The organism is Deinococcus sp. JMULE3 (assembly GCF_013337115.1).
Lineage (GTDB): Bacteria > Deinococcota > Deinococci > Deinococcales > Deinococcaceae > Deinococcus.
Window position 1 is genome coordinate 1,007,757 of sequence record NZ_SGWE01000004.1, and the last position, 25,041, is coordinate 1,032,797.

A 25,041-nucleotide genomic window follows, 5' to 3' on the forward strand; every position below is an offset into this window, starting at 1 on the left:
CGTGACCCGCTACCCTGACCGGGTGACCTCGCCTGATATCCATGTTCTTCCGGCTCATGTGGCGCGTCTGATCGCGGCGGGTGAGGTGGTGTCGCGTCCGCTGGACGTGGTGCGGGAACTGGTGGACAACGCGCTGGACGCCGGGGCGACCCGCGTGGAGGTTGAGGTGGACGGCGGGGGTCTGCGGCTGGTGCGGGTGCGGGACAACGGGGGGGCATCCCGGCGGGGTCGGTGGGGCTGGCGCCGCTGCGGCACGCGACGAGCAAGCTGTCGCCGCAGGCGCGCTCGGTGGAGGGCGTGACGACGCTGGGGTTCCGGGGCGAGGCGCTGTGGGCGGCGGCGCAGGCCGGGGAGCTGCATGTAGTGTCGCGTCCGGCGGCGCAGGTGGGGGCGTGCGAGGTGCTCGCGCAGGGCGAGGACGTGCAGGTGGCGCGGACGTCCGCCCCGGCGGGAACGACGGTGACGGTGCGCAACCTCTTCGCGCGGCTGCCGGGGCGGCTGCGGACGCAGGTTCCGGCGGCGTCGGAGGTGCGGGAGGTGACGGCGCTGCTGGGCCGGTACGTGCTGCACCATCCGGGCCTGCACTGGCGGCTGACGGTGGACGGCGAGGTGCGTCTGACGCACGCGCCGAGCGATCACCGGGGCGCGGTGGCGAGCGTGTACGGCCCGCTGAGCGCGAACCGCGTGCTGGCCGTCTCGGGCGAGGGGGTGCGCGGGGTGGTGTCCCGCCCGGAGTTGACGCGCGCGCGGCGGGACCGGATGCATGTCAGCGTGAACGGGCGGCCGGTGCTGGCCCCGCCGGAGCTGGAACGCGCGGTGATCGAGGGCTTCGGGGAGCTGCTTCCGGCGGGCGTGGCGCCGCTGTGCGTGCTGGACGTGACGGTCGCACCGGAGGATCACAACCCGAACGTGCATCCGGCGAAGCAGGTGGTGGCGCTGGCGGACCTGCCGGGCGTGGCGGCGCGCGTGCGGGCGGCGGTGGCGGCGGCGCTGGCGGCGCATCCGCTGGCGCGGGCTCTGCCGGAGTTGCGCCCGGCGGCGGAGCCCGCCCCGGCGCCGGGGCACGCGGCGTTCCCGGCCTTGACGCTGCTGGGCGTGTACCAGGAGCTGTACCTGCTGGCGCAGGGCGAGGGGGACCTGTGGGTGGTGGACGCGCACGCCGCGCACGAACGGGCGCTGTTCGAGCACCTGACCCGTGCGCTGGCCGCTGCCCCCCCGGCGGACCTGCCCGAGCCGGAGCTGCTGCACCTGACCCCCGAGCAGCTCTCACGCCTGCATGAGCGCGGCCCCGAGTTGCAGGGCTGGGGCCTGACCCTGGAGGACTTCGGGGCGGGGCTGGCGCGGCTGCGTACCCTGCCGGCCGCGCTGGCCCCGCTGAACGTGCCCAGATTGCACGAGCAGATCGTCGAGTGCGCGCTGGGTGACGGTCCGGACCCGCGCCGGGACGTGCTGGCGCGGCTGGCGTGCGCGCCCGCGCTGAAGGCCGGGATGCTGGACCTGGGGCGGGGGCAGGCGGTACTGGACGCCCTGGCGGCCTGCGAGCACCCGTGGGCGTGCCCGCACGGGCGGCCCACCGTGCTGCGCCTCAGCGAGCGGGATCTGGCGCACGCGTTCGGGCGGCGGGGCGCGCGGGACGTACCGCGCGGGCGGGACGCCGCGCCCAGTGCCCCGCCGGAGGTCAGCGGGTCGTGAAGGCGCTGCGCTGGCCGCTGAACAGCGTGGGGAAGGTCGCGCGGGCGTCGCGGCTCAGGACCGGCTGCACCCAGTAGGGCAGGTTCACGGTGGCGTTCATGACCCTGAACTGCCCGTCGCGGTTCTCGGTGGTCACGCCAGTCCAGCCCTGCCGCAGCGTGAGGTCGTAGGAGGTATTCAGGCCCGCGCAGCGCCCCCGCAGGGTGACGGTCCGGTCGCTGTACACCCACTGCCCGCGCCGGGTGGCGACCGTGGGGTGATCGGCCTGTACCAGGGTCGCCACGCTGTTCGAGGTGGCGTTGAACAGCAGCAGCGTCTCGGCGGTGTACGTGCGGGCCCCGGCGGGCTTCACGCTCACGCCGTCGCACACGTCCAGTGGCTGCACTGGGGGCCTGAAGTCGGTCGGGACGACCACGTTGAACCGCGCGCCGTTCAACGGTCCCATGCCGAGCAGCCACCCGCCGCTCAGGTTCGTCAGCAGGACGGTCAGGCGGCCACTGCCGAGCGGGCGGGTCTGTTCCGGGTTGCGCAGCTGCCCTCCCAGGCTGAACGAGGACGCCGGGGCGAGGGACAGGCTGGCGAGCAGCAGGGTCGGAATCACGCGGTTCACGCGGGGAATGGTGCGCTGACAGCGTCAATGCCGTGTCGGCCAGCGTGAAGTTCATCACGCGCGGCCCAGACGACCCGGTATCGGCGGGGGGTCAGCCGCTTCGGAACCTCAGCCCTGCCGCCCTTCAACTCCACTTTCAACCGCTGTCTTCCTCAGGTGCTCGCGCTGCGGCGCAGCTCTTCGAGTCCGCTCGATTCATACGGGATTCAAGTGATTCCAAAACATTCGGAGTCGCCCGGTGGCCCCCTCACCCTTCCGTCGCTTCGCTCCTCCCTCCCTCTCTGCTGCGCAGCTCTCCGAGTCCCACAGGGGGAGAGGGGACAACGGAAGGCAATCACGTTGGAAGCAAGTCAATTTCATCCCGTATCAGAGGTATCGAGAGATACCTTCAACACCTCTGAATGCTGGGGTCAGAAGTGCGTGCGGAACACGCTGGCGCGTGGGGCGGGGCGGCGTTCGCCGTGCCGGGAGGGGTTGTGACGGGTGACGTCCAGGTACACGAGGCGCAGCAGTTCCCAGCGTTTCAGGCCGGGTTTCTGGCGTTGTTTGCCCAGGACGTGGCGTTCCAGCGCGGCGCGGTTGCCGTTCAGGGCGGCCAGGACGCGCGCCTCCCAGTACACGTCCTGCGCGGAGTCGCGGCGGCCCGGTCCACGGGGGATGCGCTGGTAATCGTGTTTGCCGCCCAGCACGCTGCGCAGGAGGAGCGCGGCGGCAGTCAGGACGACAACCAGCAGCAGCGTTGTGAGGATCATTCGCGTACTGTACCGGGCTGTGGCGCGGCGGGTGACGAAGTTTGTCACGTCGTCAGCTTCGGTTCAGACATCCCCCGTTTGGGGGCGAGGTTGGATCTGGTCAGCGGTAGCGGGCGATGTCGCGGTTGTGTTCGGCGTAGGTGTGGTTCACGTAGATGTTGCCGTTCAGGCCGTGCAGGAAGTACACGGCGTCGCGCCCGTCCGGGAGGGTCCGTTTGGGGCTGAGGACGGCGAGGAGCGCAGCCTGTCCGGGGTTGTTGATGGGTCCGGCGGGCAGTCCGGCGCGGGTGTACGTGGAGTACGGGGTGTCTTTCGTGAAGTCCCCGGCGCTGCGGTCGAGTTCCGGGAGGTCCTTGCCCAGGCCGTAGGCGACGGTCGGGTCGCTGCCGAGGGTCATGCCGTCGCGCAGGCGGTTCAGGAACACTCCGGCGATGACGGGCATCTCGGCGTCGTTGGCAGCCTCGGCCTGGACCATGCTGGCGAGAATCACCCAGTCGCGGACGTTCAGGCCAAGCTTTCTGGCGCTGGCGACGCGGTCGGTCGTGAATTCCTGGGTCATGCGGTCCAGCAGGGTCTGCACGATCTGGGTGGGGGTGGCCTGGGGGCGCAGGTCGTACGTGGCGGGGAACAGGAATCCTTCGAGGTTCTGCTGCTTCCCGGCCGCGTAGGGACTGAGCGCCGCGTCGTTCAGGACCTTCAGGATGGCCGCGCCGTCGAATCCGGCCTTCTGGAAGATGGCGGGCAGGTCCTGCACGCGCCTTCCTTCGGGGATGGTGACGCTGACGGTGGGGATGCGGGCGGGCCCGGCGAGTTTCTGCGCGACCTGCTCGGCGGTCATCTGCCCGTTCAGGTCGTACAGGCCCTCTTTCAGGCTTCCGGCAGTGCCGCTGCGGCGCATCAGGAAGCGCAGCACGTCGCCGTTCTTCACGATCCGCTGCGCCTGCAGCGTGCCTGCCACGCCGGCCAGGGTGTCGCCGGGTTTGACCTCCAGGGTGTAGGCGGGGCCGCCCGCTGGCCCCAGCAGGCTCCGCACGTACCACAGCGCGCCGCCGACGGCGCCGAACAGCAGCAGCGTGAAGACCGCCAGGACGCGCAGGCACCCGGCGCCGCCGCGCCTCACGCGGCTCCCGCGCCGTGCGTAGCGATGCGGGTCAGGAGGTCCTCGTCGGTGGGGGGGCGCGCCCCGAAACGGGACACGACCCAGCCGCCGACCTGCACGGCCAGCTGCGCGGCCCGCACGGCGTCCCCGTGGGCCAGCCAGCCGGTCAGGAACGCGCCGCCGAAGGCGTCCCCGGCGCCCGTGGCGTCCACGGCGCGGTCGTTCGTGGCGGGCACCTGCACGCGGGCCTGCGCGGGCCCCTCGATCAGGACGCCATCCTCGTCGAGTTTCATGACGATCAGCGCGTCGGGGAAGCGGGTGCGGAACCAGTCCATGGCGTCACCTCGGTCGCCGCGGCCGCTCATGGCGCGGGCCTCGTCGTCGTTGGGGAACAGGACGTTCATGGGCAGGCGGTCCAGGATGCGCAGGAACACCTCGCGGCCCATGCTCTGGATCATCTGGAAACTGCCGGGGTCGAGGCTCAGGGTGGCGCCGCCCGCGCGGGCCAGTTGCGCGGCGTGCAGCGCGGCCGCGCGGGGCGGGTCGCGGAACAGGCTCCAGGCGGTCAGGTGCAGGTGCCCGGCACGGCGCAGCACCTCGGCGGGCAGTTCACCCGGCAGGAGTTCCCAGTCGGCGCCCTGTCCGGTCAGCATGGCGCGCTGGCCGCGGCGGTCGATCAGGCCCAGGATCACGCCGGTGGGATGCTCGGCGCTCTCGATGACGTCGGCGGCGACGCCCTCGGCCTGGAGTTCCGCGACGGCCAGTTCCCCGAAGCGGTCCTGGCCGATCTTCCCGACGAAATGCACGGGGCGCGCGGCCCCGGCGCGGCGGGCCCACACGGCGAGGTTCGCGGCGCTGCCGCCGCCTGACAGTTCAATTCTGCCCGTGCTGTCCCCACCGGGCAGCAGCAGCGTGTCCGGCTTCGCCAGCACGTCCCAGGTCAGGTCCCCCAGCGAAACCAGCGGTCGTTCAGTCATGTCCGTGCGGCAGCATACCGCGCCCCGGCCCCGCTTGAGCGTCCCGGTCCGGACTCGCTAACATGCGCGGCGTGTTTCCCGCACACGTCCGCACGCTGCCGGGCGGCGCCTGCCCGCGCCGCGCTCTGGGTGCGGACGCCACCGCCTTCCTTCCGTCTCCTCTGGCGTCCGTCCCGGGTTCCGTTTCCGTTCTCTCCTGGCTGCGCGGCGCGCGGAGGCCGGGGTCGTCCGTGTGACCGAGCAGGACCGCGCGCCCGTGTGGGACCTGACGCGGCACAGCCGCGCGAACCTGCTCATGGCGCTGCTGCCGATGCTGCTGTCGGTCGCGTTGACTCTGGTGGCGTTCCAGCCGGCCCAGCGGGCCCTGTCGTTCAACGAGGAGACCTGGGGGACGCCGAAGTACCGGCAGTTGCGGCTCAGTCTGGCCGAGTACGCGGCGCTGGAGTTCCGCCCGGATGTCCCGGCCGTGACGCGTGACAGCGCGCGGCGCAACGTGCTGGCGCGACTGGGGGACAACCCGGACGGGTACCCGGGCCTGGAGAACCGAGAGAAGGAGGCCAAGGGCACTCTGCGTGACATCCGGCGGCTGATCGAGCAGCGCAGCCCGGCGGCGACGCTGTCCGCGTTGCGGATCGCGGCGGCGCTGGAGGACCGGCACGACGCCCACCTGACCAGGCTGCGCACCGACCTGCGCCGCCACCTGCGCGTCATGGAGAGCACGGTGCTGCTGGCCGGGATGCTCAGCGGGCTGCTGTGCAGCGCCCTGATCCTCACGGCGCTGACCCGCGCGGGGCAGGAGCGGCACACGCGGGAACGCAACGAGTCGCAGCAGCGTGAGGCGCTGGGTCTGGCCGCGCACGAACTGCGGCGCCCCATGCAGGCGCTGCTGCTGGCGACCGACGCGCTGCGGCACACCGACAACGTCCGCGCGCGCGAGAAACTGCTACGCAGCATCGAGGTTTCCGCCGAGCAGCTCGCCAGCCGCAGCGAACTGGAACGCCTGGACGCCATGTACGTGCAGATGACGGCCCTGCCAGCCCCGACGGACCTGACGGCGCTGGTCGCGCGGCACGAGAATCTGCGGGTGCGGGTGCGCCGCCCGTCGGGGCCGCTGCTGTGGATGGTGGACGCCTCTCAGGTGCAGCAGATCCTGGAGAACCTCGTGGAGAACGCCCTGAAGTACAGCGAGGGTCAGGTCACGGTGACGCTGGATCCACCCACGACGCTGTGGGGACCGGTGATCCGCGTGACGGACCACGGCCCGGGTCTGCACCCCAGCCTGCACGAGCAGGCGTTCCAGCCCGGCACGCGCCTGGCGACGCATGTGCCGGGGCGGGGGCTGGGGTTGCCGCTGGCGCGGCGGCTGGCGCAGGTGAACCGCGCGGAGATCACGCTGCACGACACGCCGGGCGGTGGGCTGGACGTCCGGCTGGCGTTCCACATTCCGGACTGATCGGCCGCCCGCGCCGTGATCGCCGGGCCACTGCCGGGCGCGACGCTGCGCCCCGAGGCACGCGGCCCGGGTGGGCTGTCATGCTGGGGCATGACGGTTCGAGGCTGGATGTGGGGGGCGCTGGCGCTGCTGGGCGCGGCAGGCGCCGAGGGCGCAGGTGCGCAGGCGGCGCACGCGGGTCCGCCGGAGTTCCTGGTGCAGCTCACGCTGCTGCTGATCGTGTCGGCGGCGGCGGCGTACGGGTCGTTCCGGCTGCGGCTGCTGCCGATCATCGGCTTCCTGATCGCGGGGGTGGTGGTGGGGCCGGGCGCGCTGGGATTGATCCGCGACCCGGAACTGATCGCGGCGGCCTCGGAGATCGGGGTGATGCTGCTGCTGTTCACGATCGGGATCGAGTTCAGCCTGGAGCGTCTGGCGCGGATCGCGCGGCTGATCTTCCTGGGTGGTGGGCTGCAGGTGGGCCTGACGGTCCTGGCGGCGGCGGGCGCGCTGCTGGCCTTCGGGGTCGGCGCGGCGGACGCGGTGTTCACCGGGTGCCTGCTGGCCCTGTCGAGCACCGCGATCGTGATGAAACTGCTGGGCGAGCGGGGCGAGACGAACGCCCGCACCGGGCAGGTCAGTCTGGGCATCCTGATCTTCCAGGATCTGGCGGTGGTGCTGATGGTCCTCCTGATTCCCATGCTGGCCGGGCAGGGGGGCGGCGCGGCGGGCGTGCTGATCGCGCTGGCGAAGGCGGGCGGGATCATCGCGCTGGTGCTCGTCGCGGCGCGGCGGGTCGTGCCACCCCTGATGGAGGTCGTGGCGCGGACGTGCAGCACGGAGATCTTCCTGCTGGCGGTCGTGGCGCTGTGCTTCGGCACGGCCAGCCTGACGGCGCTGGCGGGCGTGAGCCTCGCGCTGGGCGCGTTCCTGGCGGGCCTGCTCGTCAGTGAGAGCCGGTACGGCGCGCAGGCGATGGGTGAGATCCTCCCGCTGCAGATCCTGTTCAGCGCGGCGTTCTTCCTGTCGGTGGGGGTGCAGCTGAACCTGGGGTTCGTGCTGGGCAATCTGGGGCTGGTGCTGGGCGCGGCGGCGCTGATCGCGCTGCTGAAGGTCGTGGTGACGTCCCTGAGCGTGCGCCTGCTGGGCGAGGACTGGCGCACGGCGCTGCCGGTGGCGCTGCTGACCGGGCAGGTCGGGGAGTTCTCGTTCGTGCTCGCCACGACCGGCGCGGCCCTGGGCCTGAGTTTCGCCGGGCTGGGCGAGCGGGGTTCGGGCGTGTTCATCGCGGCGACGGTGCTGCTCATGGCGCTGACCCCGGCCCTGGCGGCTCTGGGCGGGCCGCTGCTGGCACGCCTCCCCTCCCCCGCCCCGGCGCCCAAGCCGGACGCCGATCCGGACGCGGACGGCAGCGGGCACGGCCTGCCGGTCGCGGACCGCGTGGTGTTCCTGGGGTACGGCGCGCACGCCCGACTGTCCGCCCGCGCCCTGAGCCGCGCGGGGCAGCCTTACTCGGTGGTCACCCGCAGCCCGGACGGCGCGAGTGAACTGCAGGGGCGGGGCGCGCCGGTCCTGATCGCGGACTACACCCGCGCCGCACTGCTGAGAGAACTGGAGATCGACTCGGCCCGCGCGGTCGTCATCGCGGACGACGACACCGAGATGACGGAACGGACCCTGAGCGTCCTGCGCACCGTCGCGCCGCAGGTGCGGGTCATCACGCGAGCCACCAGCGCCGAGGGCTTCGCGGGGTTGCAGGCGCTGGGCGCCCAGCACGTCCTGAGCGCGCACCGGGAGGTCGCGGCGGGCATCCTCGACCTGCTGACCCCGCCGGAGGTCACGCGGGCGCAGCTGTCCCGCCACCTCGCCGAGCACCCGCCCGTGACCCTGAACGCCACGCAGCGCGCCCAGTGTGAGCACGCCGCGCACAACGCCGGGCCGGTCACGCCCGAGGCGGACGTGTGCCTGGAATGCGTGGCTGCCGGGGACACCTGGGTGCACCTGCGGGTGTGCATGACCTGCGGACACGTGGGCTGCTGCGACTCCAGCAAGAACCGCCACGCGACCCGCCACGCGCAGGGCCAGGGGCACCCGGTCATCCGCAGCGCCGAACCCGGCGAGGACTGGGCGTACTGCTACGAGCACCGCTGGACGAAGTGAACCTCAGCAGGACACCGGCCGGTGTCCTGCCTGCGTGTTCCGGGCGGTCAGTGCGCGGCGGTGTCCACGCCGGGGCTGCTCAGGCGCTGGAAGAGGGTCGCGGAGGCCTCATTCAGGCCCACAAGCACGGGCGGGTGGCCCTGACGGGTGAATTTCGTGGTGACCTTGTTCAGTGCGGCGGCGGCGGACCCGTCCCACAGGTGCGCGCCGCTCAGGTCGATCACGACGGGGCCCGCGTGCGTGAAGTCGAACTGCCCCAGGAAGTCGTGCGTGCTCACGAAGAACAGCTGGCCCTGCACGTGGTACGTGCGGACGCCGCCTTCGTCGGTGACGGTCACGCGGGACGCGCGGGCGACCTGCCGCGCGAACATCAGCGCGCTGAGGATCACGCCCACCAGCACGCCCCGGCTGAGGTCGTGCGTGAAGACCGTGACGGCCACGGTGCTCAGCATGACGATCGCCTCGCCGCGCGGCGTCGCCTTCAGGTCGCGCAGGCTGCGCCAGTCGAAGGTGCTGACCGACACGACGATCATGACCGCCACGAGCGCCGCCATGGGAATCTGCACGAGCAGCGGTTGCAGCAGCAGGATCAGGATCAGCAGGCCCAGGCCCGCCGTGAAGGTGGACAGCCGCCCTCGTCCGCCGTTCGTGACGTTGATCATGCTCTGGCCGATCATGGCGCACCCGGCCATCCCGCCGAAGAACCCGGTGATGATGTTCGCGGCGCCCTGCGCGCGGGACTCGGTGTTCTTGTCGCTGGTGGTGTCGGTCCGCTCGTCGATGAGCTGCGCGGTCAGCAGGCTCTCCAGCAGGCCCACCAGCGCCAGCGTCAGCGACACGGGCAGGATGATGTTCAGCGTCTCCAGCGTCAGCGGCACCTGCGGCAGCACCAGGGGCGGCAGCGCGCCCGGCAGGGTCCCCATGTCCCCGACGGTGCGGACGTCCGCGCCGGTCAGGACGGACACGACCGTCAGGGCGACGATGGCGACCAGGGCGCTGGGCACCGCGCGGAACACGCGGGGCAGCAGGTAGATGATCGCCAGCCCGGCCGCGAGCATCGCGTACGTCGGCCAGGTCGCGCCGAGCAGTTGCGGCAGCTGCGCCAGGAAGATCAGGATCGCCAGGGCGTTCACGAAGCCGGTCATGACGCTGCGCGGCACGAACTTCAGGTAGCGGGCCAGGCCCGCCCAGCCGAACGCGACCTGAATGAACCCGGTCAGGACGGTTGCGGCGAACAGGTACGCCAGCCCGTGGTCCTTGACGAGCCCGGTCATGAGGAGTGCCATGGCGCCGGTCGCGGCGCTGATCATGCCGGGCCGCCCGCCGATGAACGCCGTGACGATCGCGATGATGAACGACGCGTACAGGCCCACCTGCGGGTCCACGCCCGCGATGATCGAGAACGCGATCGCCTCGGGAATCAGGGCCAGCGCGACGACGGTTCCGGCCAGGATGTCCGCGCGGGGGTTGGTGATCCACTCGCGCCGGTACTGCTGCGCGCGGGTCAGGGGTTGTGTGGTCATGTGCACCTCGTGGGGTGCCGTGACAACCGGCGGCGGGCGCACGGGCCTGCCGGGGTGGGAGGGGGCGCGCGTGCAGAACGCGGGCCGGGTGCTCCGGGTGGGTCGGTTGTCGTCGGGGGCGTCTCTCGTGGGACGCCGCGCCCGCGGCCCGGCCAGTATGCCGCACGGGTGGTTGCTGGGGCAACATGGGCAGAGTGGCGACGGCGCCCATCTGCGCACGCCCCTTCCTGCCCCGGACCGTAGACTGCCGCGCATGACTGCTCCCAGCGCTGTGCCCGCCGAGATCGTCACGCCCCGGTTGCGCCTGCGCCGCCCGGACCCGGCGGATGCGGAGGCGCTGGTGGCGGCCGTGAACGCCTCGCTGCCGCAGCTGCGCGAGTGGATGGTGTGGGCGCAGGCACCCATGACGCTGGAGGCGTCCCGCGAGAACCTGACGGGCGCCGCCGAACGCTTCGATTCGCGGGAGAACCTGCGCTACCACGTATGGAACGCTGACGGCACCGAGCTGGTGGGCAGCACCGGGTACCACGCGCTGGACTGGCGCGTCCCGAAGGGCGAGATCGGGTACTGGATCGCCACGGCGCACGCCGGGCAGGGCTATGCGCGCGAGGTCGTGCAGGCGCTGACGGACCTGGCCCTGACGGACCGCGCGGCGGGCGGCCTGGGCCTGCGGCGCCTGGAGATCCGCTGCGATCCCGCCAACGAGCGCAGCGCCCGAATTCCCCCGGCGCTGGGTTACACGCTGGACGCCCGGCTGGTGAACGACGACGTGTCGGCGGACGGCTCGGCGCCGCGGGACACGTTGATCTTCAGCCGCGTCCGCTGACGTTCAGGGCGTGATGCGCGTGCCGGCCTCGCCGCGCGCGGCGGCGGACAGCGCCCCGGCGTGCATGCCGCTGGCGATCACGGCGAAGGGCGCGCCGCGGTCCAGGGCGTCCAGGGCCGCGCGGACCTTGGGGATCATGCCTCCGGCGATCCAGCCGTCCTGGATGCCCCCCTCGACCTCGGCGCGGGTGAGGTGCGCGGCGCGGCTCTCGGGGTCAGGGTAGGTGCGGTACACGCCGTCCACGTCGGTCAGGAACACGATGCCCTCGTTCAGGGCGCCCGCGACGGCCCCGGCGGCGGTGTCGGCGTTCACGTTCAGGGCGTCCCCGTCCGGGCCGACGGCGACGCAGCCCACGACCGGCGTGAGGCCCGCGCCGATCAGGGCGCGCAGCACGTCCGCGTTGACGCCGGTCACGCGGCCCACGCGGCCCAGCGTGGGGTCGAACACCTCGGCGCGCAGCAGGTCCGAGTCGCGGCCCATCAGGCCGACGGCGTGGCCGACGTCCTGGCTGAGCTGCTTGTTCAGCTGGCACAGGGCCATCTCCACGACGTCCATCGCGTCGGGGGTGGTGACGCGCAGTCCGGCGCGGAACTCGCTGGGGATGCCACGCGCGGCGAGTTCCCGCTCGATGACGGGGCCGCCGCCGTGCACGACGACGACCGTCTGCTCGGCGCGCAGCGCGGCGATTTCGGCGGCGACGGCGCGCCGCAGGTCCAGGCTCTTCATGGCATTCCCGCCGTACTTGACGATCACCCCCGGAGTGTAGCGCCGGGGGTGACGGAGGTCAGGCTGGGGCAGTTCAGCTCCAGTTCCAGAGGGTCGGTTCGTACTCGAACGAGCCGGGCGCGAGGCGGCGCAGGTGCCCGATGGCGGGGAACGGGAAGTGGTACCCGCTGACCCAGAGTTTGCCGTCGGTGATGCGCGAGAAGACCTCCTGGCGGGTGCGGGCGGCCTGCGCGCCGTCGGTGTCGAAGCCCACGTACGCGCCCTCGTGCTTCAGGGAGATCAGGAAGTGCCCGCCGGCGTCCCCGAGAATCAGGGCACTCTGGTCGCCGCTCTGCGCGAGGACACTGTGGTGGTTGGCGGTGTGGCCGGGCGTGGCGACGGTCAGAACGCCGGGCACGATCTCCTCGCCGCTCTTGAGGAGCTTGAACTGGTCCTTCAGGCCGATCAGGTTGTTCTTCACGGCGTCGTTGGGGTTGGCCTGCGTGACCCAGAAGTTGAATTCGGCCTCGTTGATCATGTGCTGCGCGTTCGCGAAGGTGGGCTTGCCGTTCGTGGTCAGGCCGCCGATGTGGTCGCCGTGCCCGTGCGTGATGAACACGACGCTGATCGTGTCGGGTTCGATCCCAGCGCGGCGCAGGTTCGCGACCAGCTGCCCGTTCGCGCCGCCGCGGCCGGTGTCGATCAGGATGCGTTTGCCGCCGATCTCCAGCAGGACCGGGTTGAAGTGGTTCACGGTGTTCGTGGCGGGCACGCTGTACTCCGCGAGGGTCGCGGCGAATTCGGCCTGCCGGTCGGGGTTGGCGCCCCAGGTGGGCAGCACGGCGGCCAGGGCGGCGGTACCGTCGCTGACGGTGGTCAGGGTCATGTCGCCGATCTTCTGGCGGTAGAAGCCGCTGCCGTTCATCGCCATGGCGCCGGAGGCGGCGGCGGGTGTGGCCGGGGTGGCGGGCGCCGTCTGGGCGCGGGCCAGGGGCGCGGCGGCCAGCGCTGCGCCGGTGGCGGTCAGGAAGCGCAACGTGTCGCGGCGGGCGGGACGGGGGGCAGTGCGGTCGTCTTGGGGCATGCGTGAACCTCCGGGGGGTGAACTGTGGAAAACGCGTTCACGTTAAGCGACCCGGGCGGGCCGGAGATGTCAGCCAGCCCGCCATTCCCACCCCCGGCCTTGAGTGATCCTTCACGGGCCCTGCGGCCCTGTCGGGAGACTGCACCAACCGTTTTCTGCCCCTGCGCCCTGATACGAGATTCAAGTGATTCCACATCATTCGGAGTCGCCCGGTGGCCCCCTCACCCTTCCGTCGCTCCGCTCCTCCCTCCCTCTCCCACAAGGGGAGAGGGGACAACGGAACGCGATCACGTTGCAAGTAAGTCAATTCAATCCCGTATGACAGGAGTCGGCGGGCAGGTCGAGTGCCCTGCCCGCCGACCGCCCCTCCGTCCGGTCAGTGCTCGCGCAGCCAGCTGATCAGGTCCGGGCCGGACAGCGGGGGCGTGATGGCGTAGCCCTGCGCGGCGTCGCAGCCCAGTTCGCGCAGGATGCCCAGCTGATCGGCGGTTTCCACACCGACCGCCACGACCTGCAAGCCCAGGTTGTGTGCCAGGTCGATGGTGCCCTGCACGAGCGTCAGGGATTTCTCGTCGCCGGGCAGGCGGGCGGTCAGGGTGGGGTGCAACTTCACGGCGCTCAGCGGGAAGCGGGTCAGGGCCGCGAGGCTGCTCGCGCCGTCCCCGAAGTCGTCCACGCTCAGGCGGGCGCCCAGGGAGCGCAGCTGTTCGAGCAGGCCCAGCGTCTCCTGACTGTGGTCCAGCAGGCTCCCGGCGCTCACCTCGATGTCGGGCGCGCCCTCGGTGGACAGCAGCGGCAGCAGGCGGCGCAGCCCGGCCGAGCGGCGCAGCTCCTCCAGGCTCAGGTTCACGCTGACCGTCCAGTTCGCGTGGCGGTCCGGCAGCGCGGCGCGGACCGCCTGACGGCCCAGCACGGCCTCCTGCACGACCCACTCGCTGACGTGCGTGATCAGTTCGCTGCGGCTGGCGAGGTCCAGGAAGCGGGCCGGGCCGAGCAGGCCCAGGGTGGGGTGGTTCCAGCGCAGCAGCGCCTCGGCGCTGAAGGCCCGGTCGCGTTTCAGGGACAGTGCGGGCTGGTACAGCAGCGTGAACTGGTCCTTGTCCAGCGCGCCGCGCAGCGCCTCTTCCAGTTCGAAGGCGCGGGCGACCTCGTCGCGCAGGGCGGGCTGGAACACGCTGCGCTGCGCGCGGCCCTGCCGTTTGGCGTGCTGCATGGCGACCTCGGCGTTGGCGAGCACCGCGTCGTTCGCCGCGTCGTCCGGGCGGTCGGCGACGCCCAGCGCGGCCGTCAGCTGCACGTCGCGCTGCCCGACGCGCAGCGGGCTGTCCAGCACGGCCTCAGCGCGGTTCAGGGCGGCGGCGGCGCCCAGGTCCGGCAGGAACACCATGAACGAGTCGTCGGCCAGCCGGGCGGACAGGCCGTGAGCCTCGCTGCTCAGGTCGTTCAGGCGGGCCGCGACCTGGATCAGCAGGCGGTCGCAGGCGGTGCGGCCCAGCGCGGCGTTCAGTTCACTGAACCCGTCGAGGTCCAGGCAGACGGCGGCGCCGCGCTCGCCGGTGCGGCCCAGCGCCTCGCGCACCCCGGTGCGGTTCAGCAGGCCCGTCAGCGCGTCGTGGCGGGCGTCGTGGCGGATCTTCGCCTGCGCGCGGCGCAGGGCGGTCAGGTCACGCAGGGTCAGCAGGACGCTGCCGCGCGCGCCGCCGGCCTCGCCGCCCACGCCGGTGGCGCGCAGTTCCATCTGGCGGACCGTGCCGTCCGGGAGGGCCAGCAGCACCTCGCGCCGCATGGGGAGGGGAATCTCCTTCCAGTCGGGCAGGGCCAGCGGTTCCCCCTCGGGCGTGAAGATCTTGACGCCCAGTTCGGTCATGACGCGCGTGACGGCCAGCCCGACCAGCCGCGCGGCCTCCACGCCCAGCAGCGTCGCGGCGCGTTCGCTGACCAGCTGGGCGCGCCCGGCGTGATCCACGAGGATGGTGGCGTCCTCCGAGAGGGCCAGCACCTGACTCATGACGCCCAGCGGGGCGCGGCCGTCCCGGGCGGCGGCCTCGCCCTCGGCGACGAGCAGGCCGGGTTCGCTGGTGCGCCGCACGCGCAGGTTCAGGCTGCCGCCCCCGGCGAGTTCCACGTCCGCGCGGGCGGCGCCGCCGGTCGCGGCGAGCCGCACGAGGTCCCGCACGGGATCGCTGGGCACGTCCGCGAAACACGCCCAGGACCACAGGGGCGCGCCGGTCACGACCGGGGCCCCGGCGGGCAGCAGGCTCAGGAAGCCCTGGCTGGCCTGCAGCACCGCGCCGGACTCCGAGAGCAGCGCGGCGGGCGTGTCGGTGTCCAGCAGCGCGGAGACGCGCGCGGCGCGTTCGTACTCGCCCGTGACGTCCTGCAGGGTCAGCATGACCCCGGCGGCGGACGCCCCGAAGTACGGTCTCGCCTCGCCGCGCACCCACGCGGCGTGCCCGGCGTGCGTGATCTGCTCGTCCGGGAGACGCACCGAGCGCCCCGCACCCGCCTGCACGAGCGCCTGCACGAGCGCCGGGCGGTCCCGGAACACGTCCTGCACGGGGCGGCCGGTCACGTCCGGTTCGGCCAGGGCGAACAGTTCCAGGAACGGGCGGCTGACCTTGCGGAACACCAGGTCGCCGGTCAGCCACGCGGTCGCCACGGGCAGCTGCGTGATGAGCACTTCCGTCTCGCGGTGCACGCCGTCGGCGCGGGCGGCGGCGAGCAGCATGGTCAGGACCTGCACGGCGGCGTCGGGCGGCGGGCCGTCCTCCTGCCACAGCAGGCCCAGCAGCGCGCCGTCACGCGTGAGCCAGGTCATCTCGCCGCGTTCGAACCACTCGTCGGGCGGTACGAGGTCCAGTCCGGCCCGTTCGGGGGGGTGTCGGCGCGGACGCGCAGCACCTCGTCGCCCAGCGAGGCGAGGAGGGTGGCGCGGGGCGTGTGGACGCGCATCAGGTCACTCAGGGCCGCCTGCACGGCGGTGAAGGCTGCGGGAGTCACGATGGGGTACCTCTGACCAGCGGAGTGGGGGCGGGGGTGAGGCGCATACGCCGGGAATCCTGACACCTGGACTCTTACCGCCATCATTCACCATTTGTGACGGACGTGAGGTTCTTCCTGACCACCCCCCCGGTCGCCCCCCCGGCGGTAACCTGTGACGCATGAAGCTCAAGCTTTCCACTCTGGTCGCCCAGGCGCGCGGCGGGCGCGTGATCCGCACGCCGTTCCTGGACGGCGACGACATCGACCGCCGCCTGCTGAACGACCCCGAAGTCCGCCACAAGCTCGCCGGGGGCTTCCCGGACGCGCGCCGCGTGGTCCTGACGCTGCACCCCGAGCACATCCCCGAGGTGGACGGCGGCGTGACCGTGTACCGCGTGACCCCGCACGAGGGCGGCCCCGCGTGGGACGCGCAGGACTTCGCGGTGCAGCTCAGGCGCCTGGGCCTGGACGAAGACGGCCTGGGTGACCTGCGCGAGGACCGCGGCAGCTTCCTGATCGCCGCGACCGGCAAGGCCGCGCAGCAGGTCGCCGACCTGACCAGCCTGGGCGGCCGCGACGTGGACGTGGAACCGGTCGGCGAGAGCGCCGGGAAGGGCAGCAAGCTGCGCGAGGTCGTGGTGCCCAGCATGCGCGTGGACGTCGTGGGCGCCAAGGGCTTCGGCGTGAGCCGCGCGTACTTCCAGCAGGGCATCGACGGCGGCAAGGTCCGCCTGAACGGCCAGCCCGCCCGGGCCAGCAGCGAGATCCGCGAGGGCGACAGCCTCGCCGCCGACGGCCTGGGCCGCATCGACTTCAAACGCGTGGTGAACGAGACGCGGCGCGGCAACTACAAGGTCGAACTCGACGTCCACCGATGAGCCGGAATCCGTTCCTTCTCGCGTCCGCCCGGGTTGCAGGGCAGACCTCACCCCTTCGACCGGAATCGGCATGATCGACCTGCTGTCCCGCAATCCCAGCCTGGACCCGGAGGCCCTGACGGCCGAACTGGCCCCCACACCCCGCTACCAGGGCGTGCGCTTCGCCACGTACCACCCGAACGCGGCCTACCCCAGCCAGGAGGAGGCGCGCGTGGCCACGCAGGCGTTCCTGAAGGGCGCGCAGGTGCGGCCCGGGGGCTTCCGCCTGTTCCGCCGCGCCAAGCCCGAGGGGCGCGGCCTGTACCTCGACGGGGGGTTCGGGGTGGGCAAGACGCACCTGCTGGCCAGCGCGTGGCACGACGCGCCGGGCCGCGCGGCCCTGATGAGCTTCCAGGACCTGATGTACATCATCGGGGCGCTGGGAATGACCCGCGCCGTGGACGCGTTCCGCGGGCACGACCTGCTCCTGATCGACGAGTTCGAACTGGACGACCCGGGCAACACGCACATGGCGAACACGTTCCTGGGTCAGCTGATGCCCGGCGGGACCAGCGTGATCGCCACGAGCAACACCGAACCCGGCGCGCTGGGGCAGGGGCGCTTCAACGCCAGTGACTTCCAGCGGCAGATCCAGGCGATCGCCAGCCGCTTCGAGACGCACCGCATCGACGGGCCGGACTACCGGCAGCGCGGCGTGCGCCCCGAGGACGTCCTGACCCCAGGCGAGTTCACCGAGTGGGAGGCCCGGCAGCAGGGGGCCACGCTGGCCCGCCTGAACCACCGGGAACTGAGCCGTCACCTGCTGCAGGTGCACCCCAGCCGCTTCAGCCGCCTGCTGCAGGGCGTCAGCGCCGTCGCCGTGACGGACCTGACGCCCATGCCGGACCAGAACGTCGCGCTGCGGTTCGTGCACTTCATCGACAAGCTGTACGACCTGGGCCTGCACGCCGCGTTCACCGGCACGAACCTCAGTCATCTGTTCAGTGACACGTACCGGCACGGCGCGTACGCGAAGAAGTACAGCCGCTGCCTGTCCCGCCTGTCCGAACTGCTGAAAGAAGCCCGGCAGGACCGGTAAGAGGTGGAGGGCCGAAGACTCTGAACAGCTGTTCCCCCCGCGGTCACGCGCGCACCTAACGCCCGTTTGGGTAGCATGCGCGCATGACGAAAGCGGGCGTGGAGTTACAGGAACTGATCGCGGCAATGGAGCAGCGCCGCACGCGGGTCGAGCAGGGCGGCGGCCCCGAACGCCTGAAGAAACAGAAGGCCGGAGGCAAACTCACCGCCCGCGAGCGCATCGAGGCGCTGCTCGACCCCGGCAGCTTCCTGGAGATGGGCACCTTCGTCGAGCACCGCGGCGGCCGCCTGATGCAGGGCGTGGACGCCCCCGGCGAGGGCGTCGTCACCGGGCGCGGCACCATCGACGGGCGGCAGGTGTTCGTGTTCAGCCAGGACTTCACGGTGCTGGGCGGCTCTCTGGGCAAGATGAACGCCGCGAAGATCACGAAGATCATGGACATGGCCGCCAAAACGGGCTGCCCGGTGATCGGCCTGAACGACAGCGCCGGGGCGCGCATCCAGGAAGGCGTGGACTCTCTGAGCGGCTACGGGGAGATCTTCTACCGGAACGCGATCTACTCGGGCGCGGTGCCGCAGATCAGCGCGATCCTGGGCCCCTGCGCGGGCGGCGCGGTGTACTCCCCGGCACTGACGGACTTCATCCTCATGAGCGAGGGCAGCAGCTACATGTTCATCACCGGTCCCGAGGTCATCAAGTCCGTGACGCGCGAGGACGTGACCTTCGACCAGCTGGGCGGCGCGGACGTCCACACCCGCAGGAGCGGCGTCGCGCACCTCGCGTACGACGGGGACGAGGCGGTGCTGGCGGGCATCCGTGACCTGCTGGGGTACCTGCCGCAGAACGCGCACGAGAAGGCCCCCGCGCACCCCACCCAGGACCCCGCCACCCGCACGAACGAGCGGCTGCTGGACATCGTCGTGCCCGACCAGCGCAAACCGTACGCCATGCACGACGTGATCCACGAACTCGTGGACGACGGCACCTTCCTGGAAATCCAGCCGAACTGGGCGAAGAACATCGTCGTGGGCTTCGCCCGCCTGAACGGCGAATCGGTCGGCATCGTGGCGAACAACCCGCGCGTCATGGCCGGCACGCTGAACATCGACGCGTCCGACAAGGCCGCGCGGTTCATCCGCACCTGCGACTGCTACAACATCCCCATCCTGACGCTGGTGGACGTCACGGGCTTCCTGCCGGGCGTCGCGCAGGAACACGCCGGGATCATCCGCCACGGCGCGAAGATGCTCTACGCGTACGCCGAGGCGACCGTCCCCAAGGTCACCCTGATCACCCGCAAGAGCTACGGCGGCGCGTACCTCGCCATGAACAGCCGCGACATGGGCGCCGACGTCGTGTACGCCTGGCCGACCGCCGCCGTCGCCGTCATGGGCGCCGAGGGCGCCGCGAACATCGTCTACCGCCGCGACATTCAAAGCAGCGACAACCCCGACGCGACCCGCGCGCAGAAGATCGCCGAGTACAAGGACGCCTTCGACAACCCCTACGTCGCCGCCAGCAAGGGCTACATCGACGACGTGATCCCCATGGAGGACACCCGCCGCGTCCTGATCCAGACCTTCGAGATGCTCCGCGACAAGGAAGAGGCCCGGCCCTACAAGAAGCACGGCAACATTCCGCTGTAAACGGGCAGTGGGGAGTGGGAAGTAGGGAGTGGGTCGGGGCCAGCGTCCCATCCATTTCCCACTTCCCACTTCCTACTTTCCATTACCGTCCCGGCGTCCCGGCGCGCCTAGACTGCCTTCATGACTGAGAAGCCGTTCGTGAAGCCGTCGGATGCGGAGCTGCGGGAGCGGCTGACGCCCATGCAGTACAGCGTGACCCAGCACGAGGGCACCGAGCGGGCGTTCACCGGGGAGTACTGGGATCACACGGAAGAGGGCATCTACGTGGACGTGGTGAGTGGCGAGCCGCTGTTCTCCAGCCTGGACAAGTACGACGCGGGGTGCGGCTGGCCGAGCTTCACCCGGCCGATTCCCAACGTGGCGTTGACGGAGAACACCGATTACAAGATCGGGTACGCGCGCACCGAGGTCCGGTCGGCGGGGGCGGATTCGCACCTGGGGCACGTGTTCCCGGATGGCCCGCGCGAGCACGGGGGGCTGCGGTACTGCATCAACTCGGCGGCGCTGCGGTTCGTGCCGGTGTCGGAACTGGAGGCGCAGGGGTACGGGGAGTTCCGGGCGCTGTTCGGGTGAACGGCAAGGATTGAGGGGAAGGCTGCAACTGGCCTCCCCCTCCCCTGTGCTGATCGTCAGCGGGCGCCGAAGTCCTGCACCCAGTAGTGCTTGTAGGTGCTGGTGGTGGTGTACGCGTACCCGACGCCGAGTTCCTTGAAGGCGGGGTTCATGATGTTGCGGCAGTGCCCCTCGCTTTTCAGCCAGCCGTCCACGACGGCCTGGGGGGTGGTCTGCCCGGCGGCGATGTTCTCGCCGATGGTGCGGTACGGGGTGTACCCGGCGTTCGTGATGCGCTGCGAGAAGGTCCGGCCGTCCTTGCTGGTGTGGCTGAAGTAGTTCTGGGTGGCCATGTCGGTCGCGTGGCCCTGCGCGGCCTGCGCGAGCGCCGCGTTCCAGGTGAGGGCGGGGGCGGCGGCGTAGCTGGTGGCGCCGCAGCTGCGGGGCACGGCGCGCGCGGCGTTCGTGAGGTCCAGGACCTGCTGCGCGAAGGCGCTGGGCGTGGTGGGGGCCGGGGCGGGCGCGGGGGCGCTGGCGGCGGTGACGGTCACGGGGAAGTCGATGAACGACGCCGTGTTCGTGGCGAGTGCCGCGCGGATGGTGGCGCTGCCTGCCGAGACGGCCGTGACGAGGCCGGTCTGGGTGACGGTCGCGACGGCGGCGTTGCTGGTGGTCCATTTCAGCTGGCCGGGCTGGGCCGGCTGGCCGTTCACAGTGACCTTCAGTTGCAGGGTCTGCCCGGTGGTCAGGGCGACGGGGCTGGCGACAGCCTGCGCGGCCAGGACGGTGGTGCCGGGCTGGGTCGCGCCGGGCTGGGTGGTGCTGGGCGCGTCCGCGCTGGGGGTGCCGGTTCCGGGGGTGCTGGTGCTGCCGCAGGCGGCGAGGGTGAGGGCGAGCAGCGCGGCGGCGCTGCCCCGCAGGAATGCGGTGGGCATGCGGTCATTAAAGCCGGTTCAAGACCGCATGAACATGAGAGTTTTTTGATGTCTTCTCACGTCGGTCCGGGTGTCGTCCCTGCCGGAAGAAACCTCCTGTCGTGGAGGAATCCGACTGTGTTTCTCTCACACTTGTCGCGCGGATGGTGGCTCATGAGGAGAGAAATCTCACAGTTGCAGCAGGGTGTAGTGAACAACCTCACCTGCGGACCCGACCACCGGCTCATGCTCCTGCCTAGACATGATCAGGGACGGAGCAAGCGCCGCCGCCGCCCGCAGCAGAGCCACCTCCACCCCCGCGTCCGCCGCGCCCCACAGGTGCGCCGCCCCCCCACCCACACGCGCCTGCCACAACAACGCGCCGACCACCTCGCCGTCCCGGTACGCACTCAGCGGCACGAAATCCCGGTCCCCCTCCAGCCGCGCCGCGAACTGCCGCGCCAGCCCCTCACCCCAGCCCGGCGTGCCATGCGTGCGCGTCAGGGCCTCCGCCCACGGACGCAGGTGCAGGCGCGACACCTGCTCGACCACCACGCCCTCCCCTGCCGACGACGCAGGCTCGGCGTGACCCACGCGCACGCGGGCCACCTCCCGCCCCGGCAGGCCCACCAGCGGCCCCACCGTCGCCACCAGCGGCGGCACGCCCTGCCCCTCATGCCAGTCGAGCACCGCCGCGATGTCCACCCCGCGCACATCCGCCGGGAGGAACGTCGCGTTCAGCGCCAGCACGTTCACGCCCGGCGTCAGCAGCGTCACCGCGCCCCCCTGCTCGCGCTGCACGGCGGACAGCGGCGCGTGGAACTCCAGCAGGTCACTCAGCGTGGGGGGCAGCATCCGCCCAGCGTACCGCCCGCCCCGCGCGGCATAGTGGGCCGCACATGCTCAGCGCCACCACCGACCGTTTCTTCGGGTACTACCCCGGCACCGTCGCCCTGATCACCGCCGCGCACGCCGGGCAGCGCAACGTCATGGCCGCCGGGTGGCACACCGCCCTGAGCGCCGACCCGCCCCTCTACGGTGTCGCCATCGGACGTGAACGCGCCACGCACGCCCTGATCCGCGCGGGCGGCACCTTCGGCGTGAACTTCCTGCCGCTGCCCCTGGCGGACGCCGTGCAGGGCGCGGGCCTGCACAGCCTGCACGGCGGCGTGGACAAACACGCCCTGCTGAACCTGGGCACCCTGCCCGGGCAGCCGCTCGCGCTGAGCGGCGCGTACCTGCACTACACCTGCCGCGTCACCGCCGTCACCCCAACCGGCGACCACGACCTGTTCGTGGGTCACGTCGAGCAGGTTCACTTCGACCCGGACGCCTACGACGACGCGGGCCTGCTCATCGCGCCGCCCGCCATCTACCTGGGCCGCAGCACCTACACCACCACCGCACTCGAACGCGCGGAACATGGCCGCTGAACCCAGCCCGCTGGCCCTGTGGAACACGCGGGGCGAGGTGTGGCGCACCCCGGCGGGTGACCTGCCGACCCTGAACGTGCCGGACGCAGCGGCCCTGCCGGACGTGCTGCGCGCGGACCTGCCGCCCGGCGCGTGGCTGCTGCACGACGGCGGGCTGGGGTTCGGGCGGCGCGGGCCGCTGCACGTCCGCCTGACCGGCGGGCCGGAGGTCACGTGGCCCGGCGACTGGAGCACGCACCTCCCGGACGTCCTGCCCGGCGCGCGGCCCTGGCAGCGGCCCGACTGGCCGGAGGTCGCGACGGCCAGCGTGGACGCCCGACTGGGTGCCCTGGGCCTGACCCGAGCAGGACCGGTGAACCCCGGTTTCAGTCACGACCTGATGGGCATCCACCGCGTGCCGCTGGGGGACGGCCGCCGGGCGTGGCTGAAGGTCAGCGTGGACGGCCGCGAGGCGGCCCTGACCGCGCACCTCGCCGCGCGGCATCCGGAGCTGCTGCCGCCCGTCCTGCACGCCGATCCGCAGAACGCGACGCTGCTGACCCTGGACGGCGGCGCGCTGCTCGACGGGGTGCCCGACGCTGCCGCCTGGGATGAGGCTCTGACTCGACTGGCCGCCTTTCAGCGTGCGGCGAACGCCCCGGCCCTGGCCGACCTGGGCGCGCCCACCCTGACGGTGCCGGACATGGCGGCGCGGGTGGACGCCCTGCTGGCCGACCCCGCCCCCCTGCGCGCCTGGGGCCTTTCCCCGGACGAGGTGACGGCGCTGCGCGACCTGCGCCCAGCCGTGGCGGCCGTATTCCGTGACCTGCACGTGCACGGTCTGCCCAGCCTTCCCGCGCACGGGGACGCGCACCCCCGCAACGCCCTGCACGGCCCGGAGCGGGGCAGCGTCTGGTTCGATTGGAGCGAGGTCGCCCTGGCGCACCCGTTCATGGACGCCGGGTGGTTCCTGGGGTTCACCCTGCACCCCGCCCGCGCCGCGCTGCCCGTGCGCTCGGGCACGCCGGACCTACCCGAACGGCTGGCCGGAGCGTACCTGCGCGCCCTGGGCGCCGGGGACGCGGCAGGGCTGCTGTGGCGGTCGCTGCCGCTGGCGCACCTGCACCGCGCCGTGCTGTTCGACGCGGCGTACTGCGACTGGGTGGGCACCGTGCCGGGCATCCGCCCGAACTTCACGCCGTTCTCGCTGCGGCAGGCGTTACGGGAGGCTGTCAGGCTGTAACCCGTAGATCTCCAGGAAGCGCCGGGTGCGGGCGTCCAGGGTGGGCAGCGGCGCGACCTCGCCGCATACCCAGTCCGGCTGGTAGCCCCGGCATACAGGGGGCCGGGTGGCGTAGATGGCGCACAGGTGCCCGCAGCCCTGGTCGGGGCCGAGGTTCACGCAGGGCACGCCGAGGGGTTTGTTCAGCGCGTGGATGTCCGGCGCGGCGCAGCACGCCCCGCACGCCGTGCAGTCGGTCGTGACGGGACTGCGCGGCGCGTACTCGGGTGGATGCACGAAGCGGGCCTGCTCGTCGGTGGTCAGGTGGAGCGGCCCGCGCGGGATCATGTCAGGTCGGCCAGCGCGGCGAGCAGCGCGTCGTTCTCGGCGGGCGTGCCGATGGCGACGCGCAGGCAGCCGGTCAGTCCGGGGAGGCTGTCCTGGCGGCGCACGACAATGCCGCGTTCCAGCAGGTGGGTGTACGCGGCGGCGGCGTCGGGGGTGCGCAGCAGGAAGAAGTTCGCCTGACTGGGCAGCGCCTGGCAGGTGGGGTGGCCCGCGAGGGCCGCGAGGACGCGGTCGCGCTCGCGGATGCCCTCCTGCACGCGTTCCTGCACGTAGCCGGGTTGTTCCAGGGCGACTTCCAGCGCGGCCTGCGCGAGGGTGCTGACGTTGAAGGCGGGCACGAGTTTCTGCAGTTGCCCGGCGAGTTCCGGCGTGGCGAGCGCGTACCCGAGGCGCAGTCCGGCCAGCCCCCAGGCCTTGCTGAAGGTGCGCAGGCTCAGGCGGTTGCCGCCCGCGAGCACGAGGTCCTTGTGGTCGGTGTGGCTGTACTGGTGGTACGCCTCGTCCAGCACGACGACCCAGTCCCCGGCGGCGTCCACGAGGTCGCGGATGGCGGCGTCGGCGTCCACGTGGCCGGTGGGGGCGTGCGGCTGGGTGATGTACAGCACGCCCGGCTGGTGACGCTTCAGTTCGGCCTTCAGGGCGTCCACGGGCAGGCTGAAGTCGGGGTTCAGCGGCACCTGCACGAGGTTCGCGCCGAGCAGCTGCGCTTCCAGGGTGTACACGCTGAAGGTGGGGCTGACGGTCAGGACGGTCTGGGAGATCCCGGCGAGTTCGGTCAGCAGTTTGATCAGGACGTTGCTGCCGGGCGTGACGACCACGCCGTGCTCGTCCCAGTTTTCAAAGGCGGCGATGCGGCGGCGCAGTTCGTCGGCGTGCAGGTCCGGATACCGGTTCCAGGGGCGCGCGGCCATGCGGCGCAGCGCCTCCTGTTTCAGGGCTTCGGGGAAGTCGTAGGGGTTCTCGTTCTGGTCGAGTTTGGTGGGGACGTCCAGCGGCGTGAACGGGTAGGCGGGCACGCCGCGCACGGCGGCGCGCACCCCGGCGGGCGCGGCGGCAAGAGGCTCGGTGGTCATGTCGTCCGTTCTACCACCCGCGCGTGAAGGGCCGTCCAGTGATGGGAAACCCGCGCGGGTGACCCGGGGTTGTCCA

At 71.9% G+C, this 25,041-nt stretch carries 22 protein-coding genes and 1 pseudogene; 10 read left to right on the forward strand and 13 right to left on the reverse strand.

Annotated features, from left to right (window positions below; all coding sequences use genetic code 11):
- The first annotated feature begins 22 nt into the window (after positions 1-22).
- Positions 23-1,692: pseudogene (gene mutL, locus EXW95_RS21155) on the forward strand (DNA mismatch repair endonuclease MutL).
- Here mutL and EXW95_RS07770 read toward each other — a convergent pair.
- The 4 genes from EXW95_RS07770 to EXW95_RS07785 form a co-directional block, all read right to left on the reverse strand.
- A complete protein-coding gene (locus EXW95_RS07770) occupies positions 1,679-2,302 on the reverse strand; it encodes a hypothetical protein (RefSeq protein WP_174366963.1) in 624 nt (207 codons plus the stop codon). The pseudogene mutL and the gene EXW95_RS07770 overlap by 14 nt on opposite strands.
- A gap of 410 nt (positions 2,303-2,712) precedes the next feature.
- Positions 2,713-3,054 (reverse strand): hypothetical protein, encoded by a 342-nt coding sequence (locus tag EXW95_RS07775; protein ID WP_174366964.1) that lies wholly within the window; start codon positions 3,052-3,054, stop codon positions 2,713-2,715.
- A gap of 100 nt (positions 3,055-3,154) precedes the next feature.
- Positions 3,155-4,174 (reverse strand): endolytic transglycosylase MltG, encoded by a 1,020-nt coding sequence (gene mltG, locus EXW95_RS07780; RefSeq protein WP_371809971.1) that lies wholly within the window; start codon positions 4,172-4,174, stop codon positions 3,155-3,157.
- Positions 4,171-5,130 (reverse strand): carbohydrate kinase family protein, encoded by a 960-nt coding sequence (locus tag EXW95_RS07785; RefSeq protein ID WP_174366965.1) that lies wholly within the window; start codon positions 5,128-5,130, stop codon positions 4,171-4,173. Before EXW95_RS07785 ends, mltG begins: the two co-directional genes overlap by 4 nt.
- Positions 5,131-5,362: 232 nt before the next feature.
- On the opposite strand from EXW95_RS07785, the gene EXW95_RS21315 reads away from it, so the two are divergent.
- Positions 5,363-6,583 (forward strand): HAMP domain-containing sensor histidine kinase, encoded by a 1,221-nt coding sequence (locus EXW95_RS21315; protein WP_174366966.1) that lies wholly within the window; start codon positions 5,363-5,365, stop codon positions 6,581-6,583.
- A gap of 90 nt (positions 6,584-6,673) precedes the next feature.
- The gene (locus EXW95_RS07795) at positions 6,674-8,722 is read left to right on the forward strand and encodes a cation:proton antiporter (RefSeq protein ID WP_217449179.1); all 2,049 of its coding nucleotides are present in this window, start codon (positions 6,674-6,676) and stop codon (positions 8,720-8,722) included.
- A 47-nt stretch (positions 8,723-8,769) separates the two neighbouring features.
- On the opposite strand, the gene EXW95_RS07800 is transcribed toward EXW95_RS07795, so the two are convergent.
- The gene (locus EXW95_RS07800; protein ID WP_174366967.1) at positions 8,770-10,245 is read right to left on the reverse strand and encodes a SulP family inorganic anion transporter; all 1,476 of its coding nucleotides are present in this window, start codon (positions 10,243-10,245) and stop codon (positions 8,770-8,772) included.
- A 253-nt stretch (positions 10,246-10,498) separates the two neighbouring features.
- Between EXW95_RS07800 and EXW95_RS07805 the strand changes: the two genes are divergently transcribed.
- A complete protein-coding gene (locus tag EXW95_RS07805) occupies positions 10,499-11,071 on the forward strand; it encodes a GNAT family N-acetyltransferase (RefSeq protein WP_174366968.1) in 573 nt (190 codons plus the stop codon).
- Between the two features lie 3 nt (positions 11,072-11,074).
- Here the strand turns inward: EXW95_RS07805 and argB are convergent, their stop codons facing one another.
- The 4 genes from argB to EXW95_RS20565 form a co-directional block, all read right to left on the reverse strand.
- Positions 11,075-11,824 (reverse strand): acetylglutamate kinase, encoded by a 750-nt coding sequence (argB, locus tag EXW95_RS07810; protein WP_174366969.1) that lies wholly within the window; start codon positions 11,822-11,824, stop codon positions 11,075-11,077.
- 46 nt (positions 11,825-11,870) lie between these two features.
- Positions 11,871-12,860, reverse strand: coding sequence for an MBL fold metallo-hydrolase (locus EXW95_RS07815; protein WP_174366970.1), 990 nt, complete (start codon positions 12,858-12,860; stop codon positions 11,871-11,873).
- Positions 12,861-13,236: 376 nt separating this feature from the next.
- Positions 13,237-15,678, reverse strand: coding sequence for an EAL domain-containing protein (locus tag EXW95_RS07820; RefSeq protein ID WP_254605550.1), 2,442 nt, complete (start codon positions 15,676-15,678; stop codon positions 13,237-13,239).
- Complete coding sequence (locus EXW95_RS20565) at positions 15,675-15,860, reverse strand: hypothetical protein (RefSeq protein ID WP_254605552.1); 186 nt, start codon at positions 15,858-15,860, stop codon at positions 15,675-15,677. The genes EXW95_RS07820 and EXW95_RS20565 overlap by 4 nt, the downstream gene beginning before the upstream one ends.
- Positions 15,861-16,021: 161 nt before the next feature.
- On the opposite strand from EXW95_RS20565, the gene EXW95_RS07825 reads away from it, so the two are divergent.
- The 4 genes from EXW95_RS07825 to msrB all read left to right on the forward strand — a co-directional run bounded on the left by EXW95_RS07825 (position 16,022) and on the right by msrB (position 20,017).
- Positions 16,022-16,720, forward strand: coding sequence for a S4 domain-containing protein (locus EXW95_RS07825; protein WP_174366971.1), 699 nt, complete (start codon positions 16,022-16,024; stop codon positions 16,718-16,720).
- 70 nt (positions 16,721-16,790) lie between these two features.
- Complete coding sequence (gene zapE, locus EXW95_RS07830; RefSeq protein ID WP_174366972.1) at positions 16,791-17,798, forward strand: cell division protein ZapE; 1,008 nt, start codon at positions 16,791-16,793, stop codon at positions 17,796-17,798.
- Positions 17,799-17,881: 83 nt separating this feature from the next.
- Positions 17,882-19,444, forward strand: coding sequence for an acyl-CoA carboxylase subunit beta (locus tag EXW95_RS07835; RefSeq protein WP_174366973.1), 1,563 nt, complete (start codon positions 17,882-17,884; stop codon positions 19,442-19,444).
- Positions 19,445-19,564: 120 nt separating this feature from the next.
- A complete protein-coding gene (gene msrB, locus EXW95_RS07840; protein WP_174366974.1) occupies positions 19,565-20,017 on the forward strand; it encodes a peptide-methionine (R)-S-oxide reductase MsrB in 453 nt (150 codons plus the stop codon).
- Between the two features lie 56 nt (positions 20,018-20,073).
- Here msrB and EXW95_RS07845 read toward each other — a convergent pair whose 3' ends face one another.
- Together EXW95_RS07845 and EXW95_RS07850 are read right to left on the reverse strand one after the other, a co-directional pair.
- The gene (locus EXW95_RS07845) at positions 20,074-20,931 is read right to left on the reverse strand and encodes a CAP domain-containing protein (protein ID WP_174366975.1); all 858 of its coding nucleotides are present in this window, start codon (positions 20,929-20,931) and stop codon (positions 20,074-20,076) included.
- A gap of 168 nt (positions 20,932-21,099) precedes the next feature.
- Positions 21,100-21,765: a hypothetical protein gene (locus tag EXW95_RS07850; protein WP_174366976.1), complete on the reverse strand. Its 666-nt coding sequence runs from the start codon at positions 21,763-21,765 to the stop codon at positions 21,100-21,102.
- A gap of 44 nt (positions 21,766-21,809) precedes the next feature.
- Between EXW95_RS07850 and EXW95_RS07855 the strand changes: the two genes are divergently transcribed.
- Both EXW95_RS07855 and EXW95_RS07860 read left to right on the forward strand, forming a co-directional pair.
- Positions 21,810-22,343: a flavin reductase family protein gene (locus EXW95_RS07855; protein ID WP_174366977.1), complete on the forward strand. Its 534-nt coding sequence runs from the start codon at positions 21,810-21,812 to the stop codon at positions 22,341-22,343.
- Positions 22,333-23,565, forward strand: a complete 1,233-nt coding sequence (locus EXW95_RS07860) for a phosphotransferase (RefSeq protein ID WP_174366978.1) — start codon at positions 22,333-22,335, stop codon at positions 23,563-23,565. Before EXW95_RS07855 ends, EXW95_RS07860 begins: the two co-directional genes overlap by 11 nt.
- Here the strand turns inward: EXW95_RS07860 and EXW95_RS07865 are convergent.
- Both EXW95_RS07865 and EXW95_RS07870 read right to left on the reverse strand, forming a co-directional pair.
- The gene (locus tag EXW95_RS07865; RefSeq protein WP_174366979.1) at positions 23,542-23,892 is read right to left on the reverse strand and encodes a YkgJ family cysteine cluster protein; all 351 of its coding nucleotides are present in this window, start codon (positions 23,890-23,892) and stop codon (positions 23,542-23,544) included. The two genes, EXW95_RS07860 and EXW95_RS07865, sit on opposite strands and share 24 nt — an antisense overlap.
- The gene (locus tag EXW95_RS07870) at positions 23,889-24,965 is read right to left on the reverse strand and encodes a histidinol-phosphate transaminase (RefSeq protein ID WP_174366980.1); all 1,077 of its coding nucleotides are present in this window, start codon (positions 24,963-24,965) and stop codon (positions 23,889-23,891) included. Before EXW95_RS07870 ends, EXW95_RS07865 begins: the two co-directional genes overlap by 4 nt.
- Positions 24,966-25,041: the final 76 nt, after the last annotated feature.

What these genes read in the sequence shown, in the direction of transcription:
- EXW95_RS07775 (WP_174366964.1), bottom strand. Translation starts at nt 3,054, where the DNA reads ATGATCCTCACAACGCTGCTGCTGGTTGTCGTCCTGACTGCCGCCGCG.
- EXW95_RS07785 (WP_174366965.1), bottom strand. Translation starts at nt 5,130, where the DNA reads ATGACTGAACGACCGCTGGTTTCGCTGGGGGACCTGACCTGGGACGTG.
- EXW95_RS07795 (WP_217449179.1), top strand. Translation starts at nt 6,674, where the DNA reads ATGACGGTTCGAGGCTGGATGTGGGGGGCGCTGGCGCTGCTGGGCGCG.
- EXW95_RS07800 (WP_174366967.1), bottom strand. Translation starts at nt 10,245, where the DNA reads ATGACCACACAACCCCTGACCCGCGCGCAGCAGTACCGGCGCGAGTGG.
- EXW95_RS07805 (WP_174366968.1), top strand. Translation starts at nt 10,499, where the DNA reads ATGACTGCTCCCAGCGCTGTGCCCGCCGAGATCGTCACGCCCCGGTTG.
- EXW95_RS07815 (WP_174366970.1), bottom strand. Translation starts at nt 12,860, where the DNA reads ATGCCCCAAGACGACCGCACTGCCCCCCGTCCCGCCCGCCGCGACACG.
- EXW95_RS07820 (WP_254605550.1), bottom strand. Translation starts at nt 15,678, where the DNA reads ATGACCTGGCTCACGCGTGACGGCGCGCTGCTGGGCCTGCTGTGGCAG.
- EXW95_RS07825 (WP_174366971.1), top strand. Translation starts at nt 16,022, where the DNA reads ATGAAGCTCAAGCTTTCCACTCTGGTCGCCCAGGCGCGCGGCGGGCGC.
- zapE (WP_174366972.1), top strand. Translation starts at nt 16,791, where the DNA reads ATGATCGACCTGCTGTCCCGCAATCCCAGCCTGGACCCGGAGGCCCTG.
- EXW95_RS07835 (WP_174366973.1), top strand. Translation starts at nt 17,882, where the DNA reads ATGACGAAAGCGGGCGTGGAGTTACAGGAACTGATCGCGGCAATGGAG.
- msrB (WP_174366974.1), top strand. Translation starts at nt 19,565, where the DNA reads ATGACTGAGAAGCCGTTCGTGAAGCCGTCGGATGCGGAGCTGCGGGAG.
- EXW95_RS07845 (WP_174366975.1), bottom strand. Translation starts at nt 20,931, where the DNA reads ATGCCCACCGCATTCCTGCGGGGCAGCGCCGCCGCGCTGCTCGCCCTC.
- EXW95_RS07850 (WP_174366976.1), bottom strand. Translation starts at nt 21,765, where the DNA reads ATGCTGCCCCCCACGCTGAGTGACCTGCTGGAGTTCCACGCGCCGCTG.
- EXW95_RS07855 (WP_174366977.1), top strand. Translation starts at nt 21,810, where the DNA reads ATGCTCAGCGCCACCACCGACCGTTTCTTCGGGTACTACCCCGGCACC.
- EXW95_RS07860 (WP_174366978.1), top strand. Translation starts at nt 22,333, where the DNA reads ATGGCCGCTGAACCCAGCCCGCTGGCCCTGTGGAACACGCGGGGCGAG.
- EXW95_RS07865 (WP_174366979.1), bottom strand. Translation starts at nt 23,892, where the DNA reads ATGATCCCGCGCGGGCCGCTCCACCTGACCACCGACGAGCAGGCCCGC.
- EXW95_RS07870 (WP_174366980.1), bottom strand. Translation starts at nt 24,965, where the DNA reads ATGACCACCGAGCCTCTTGCCGCCGCGCCCGCCGGGGTGCGCGCCGCC.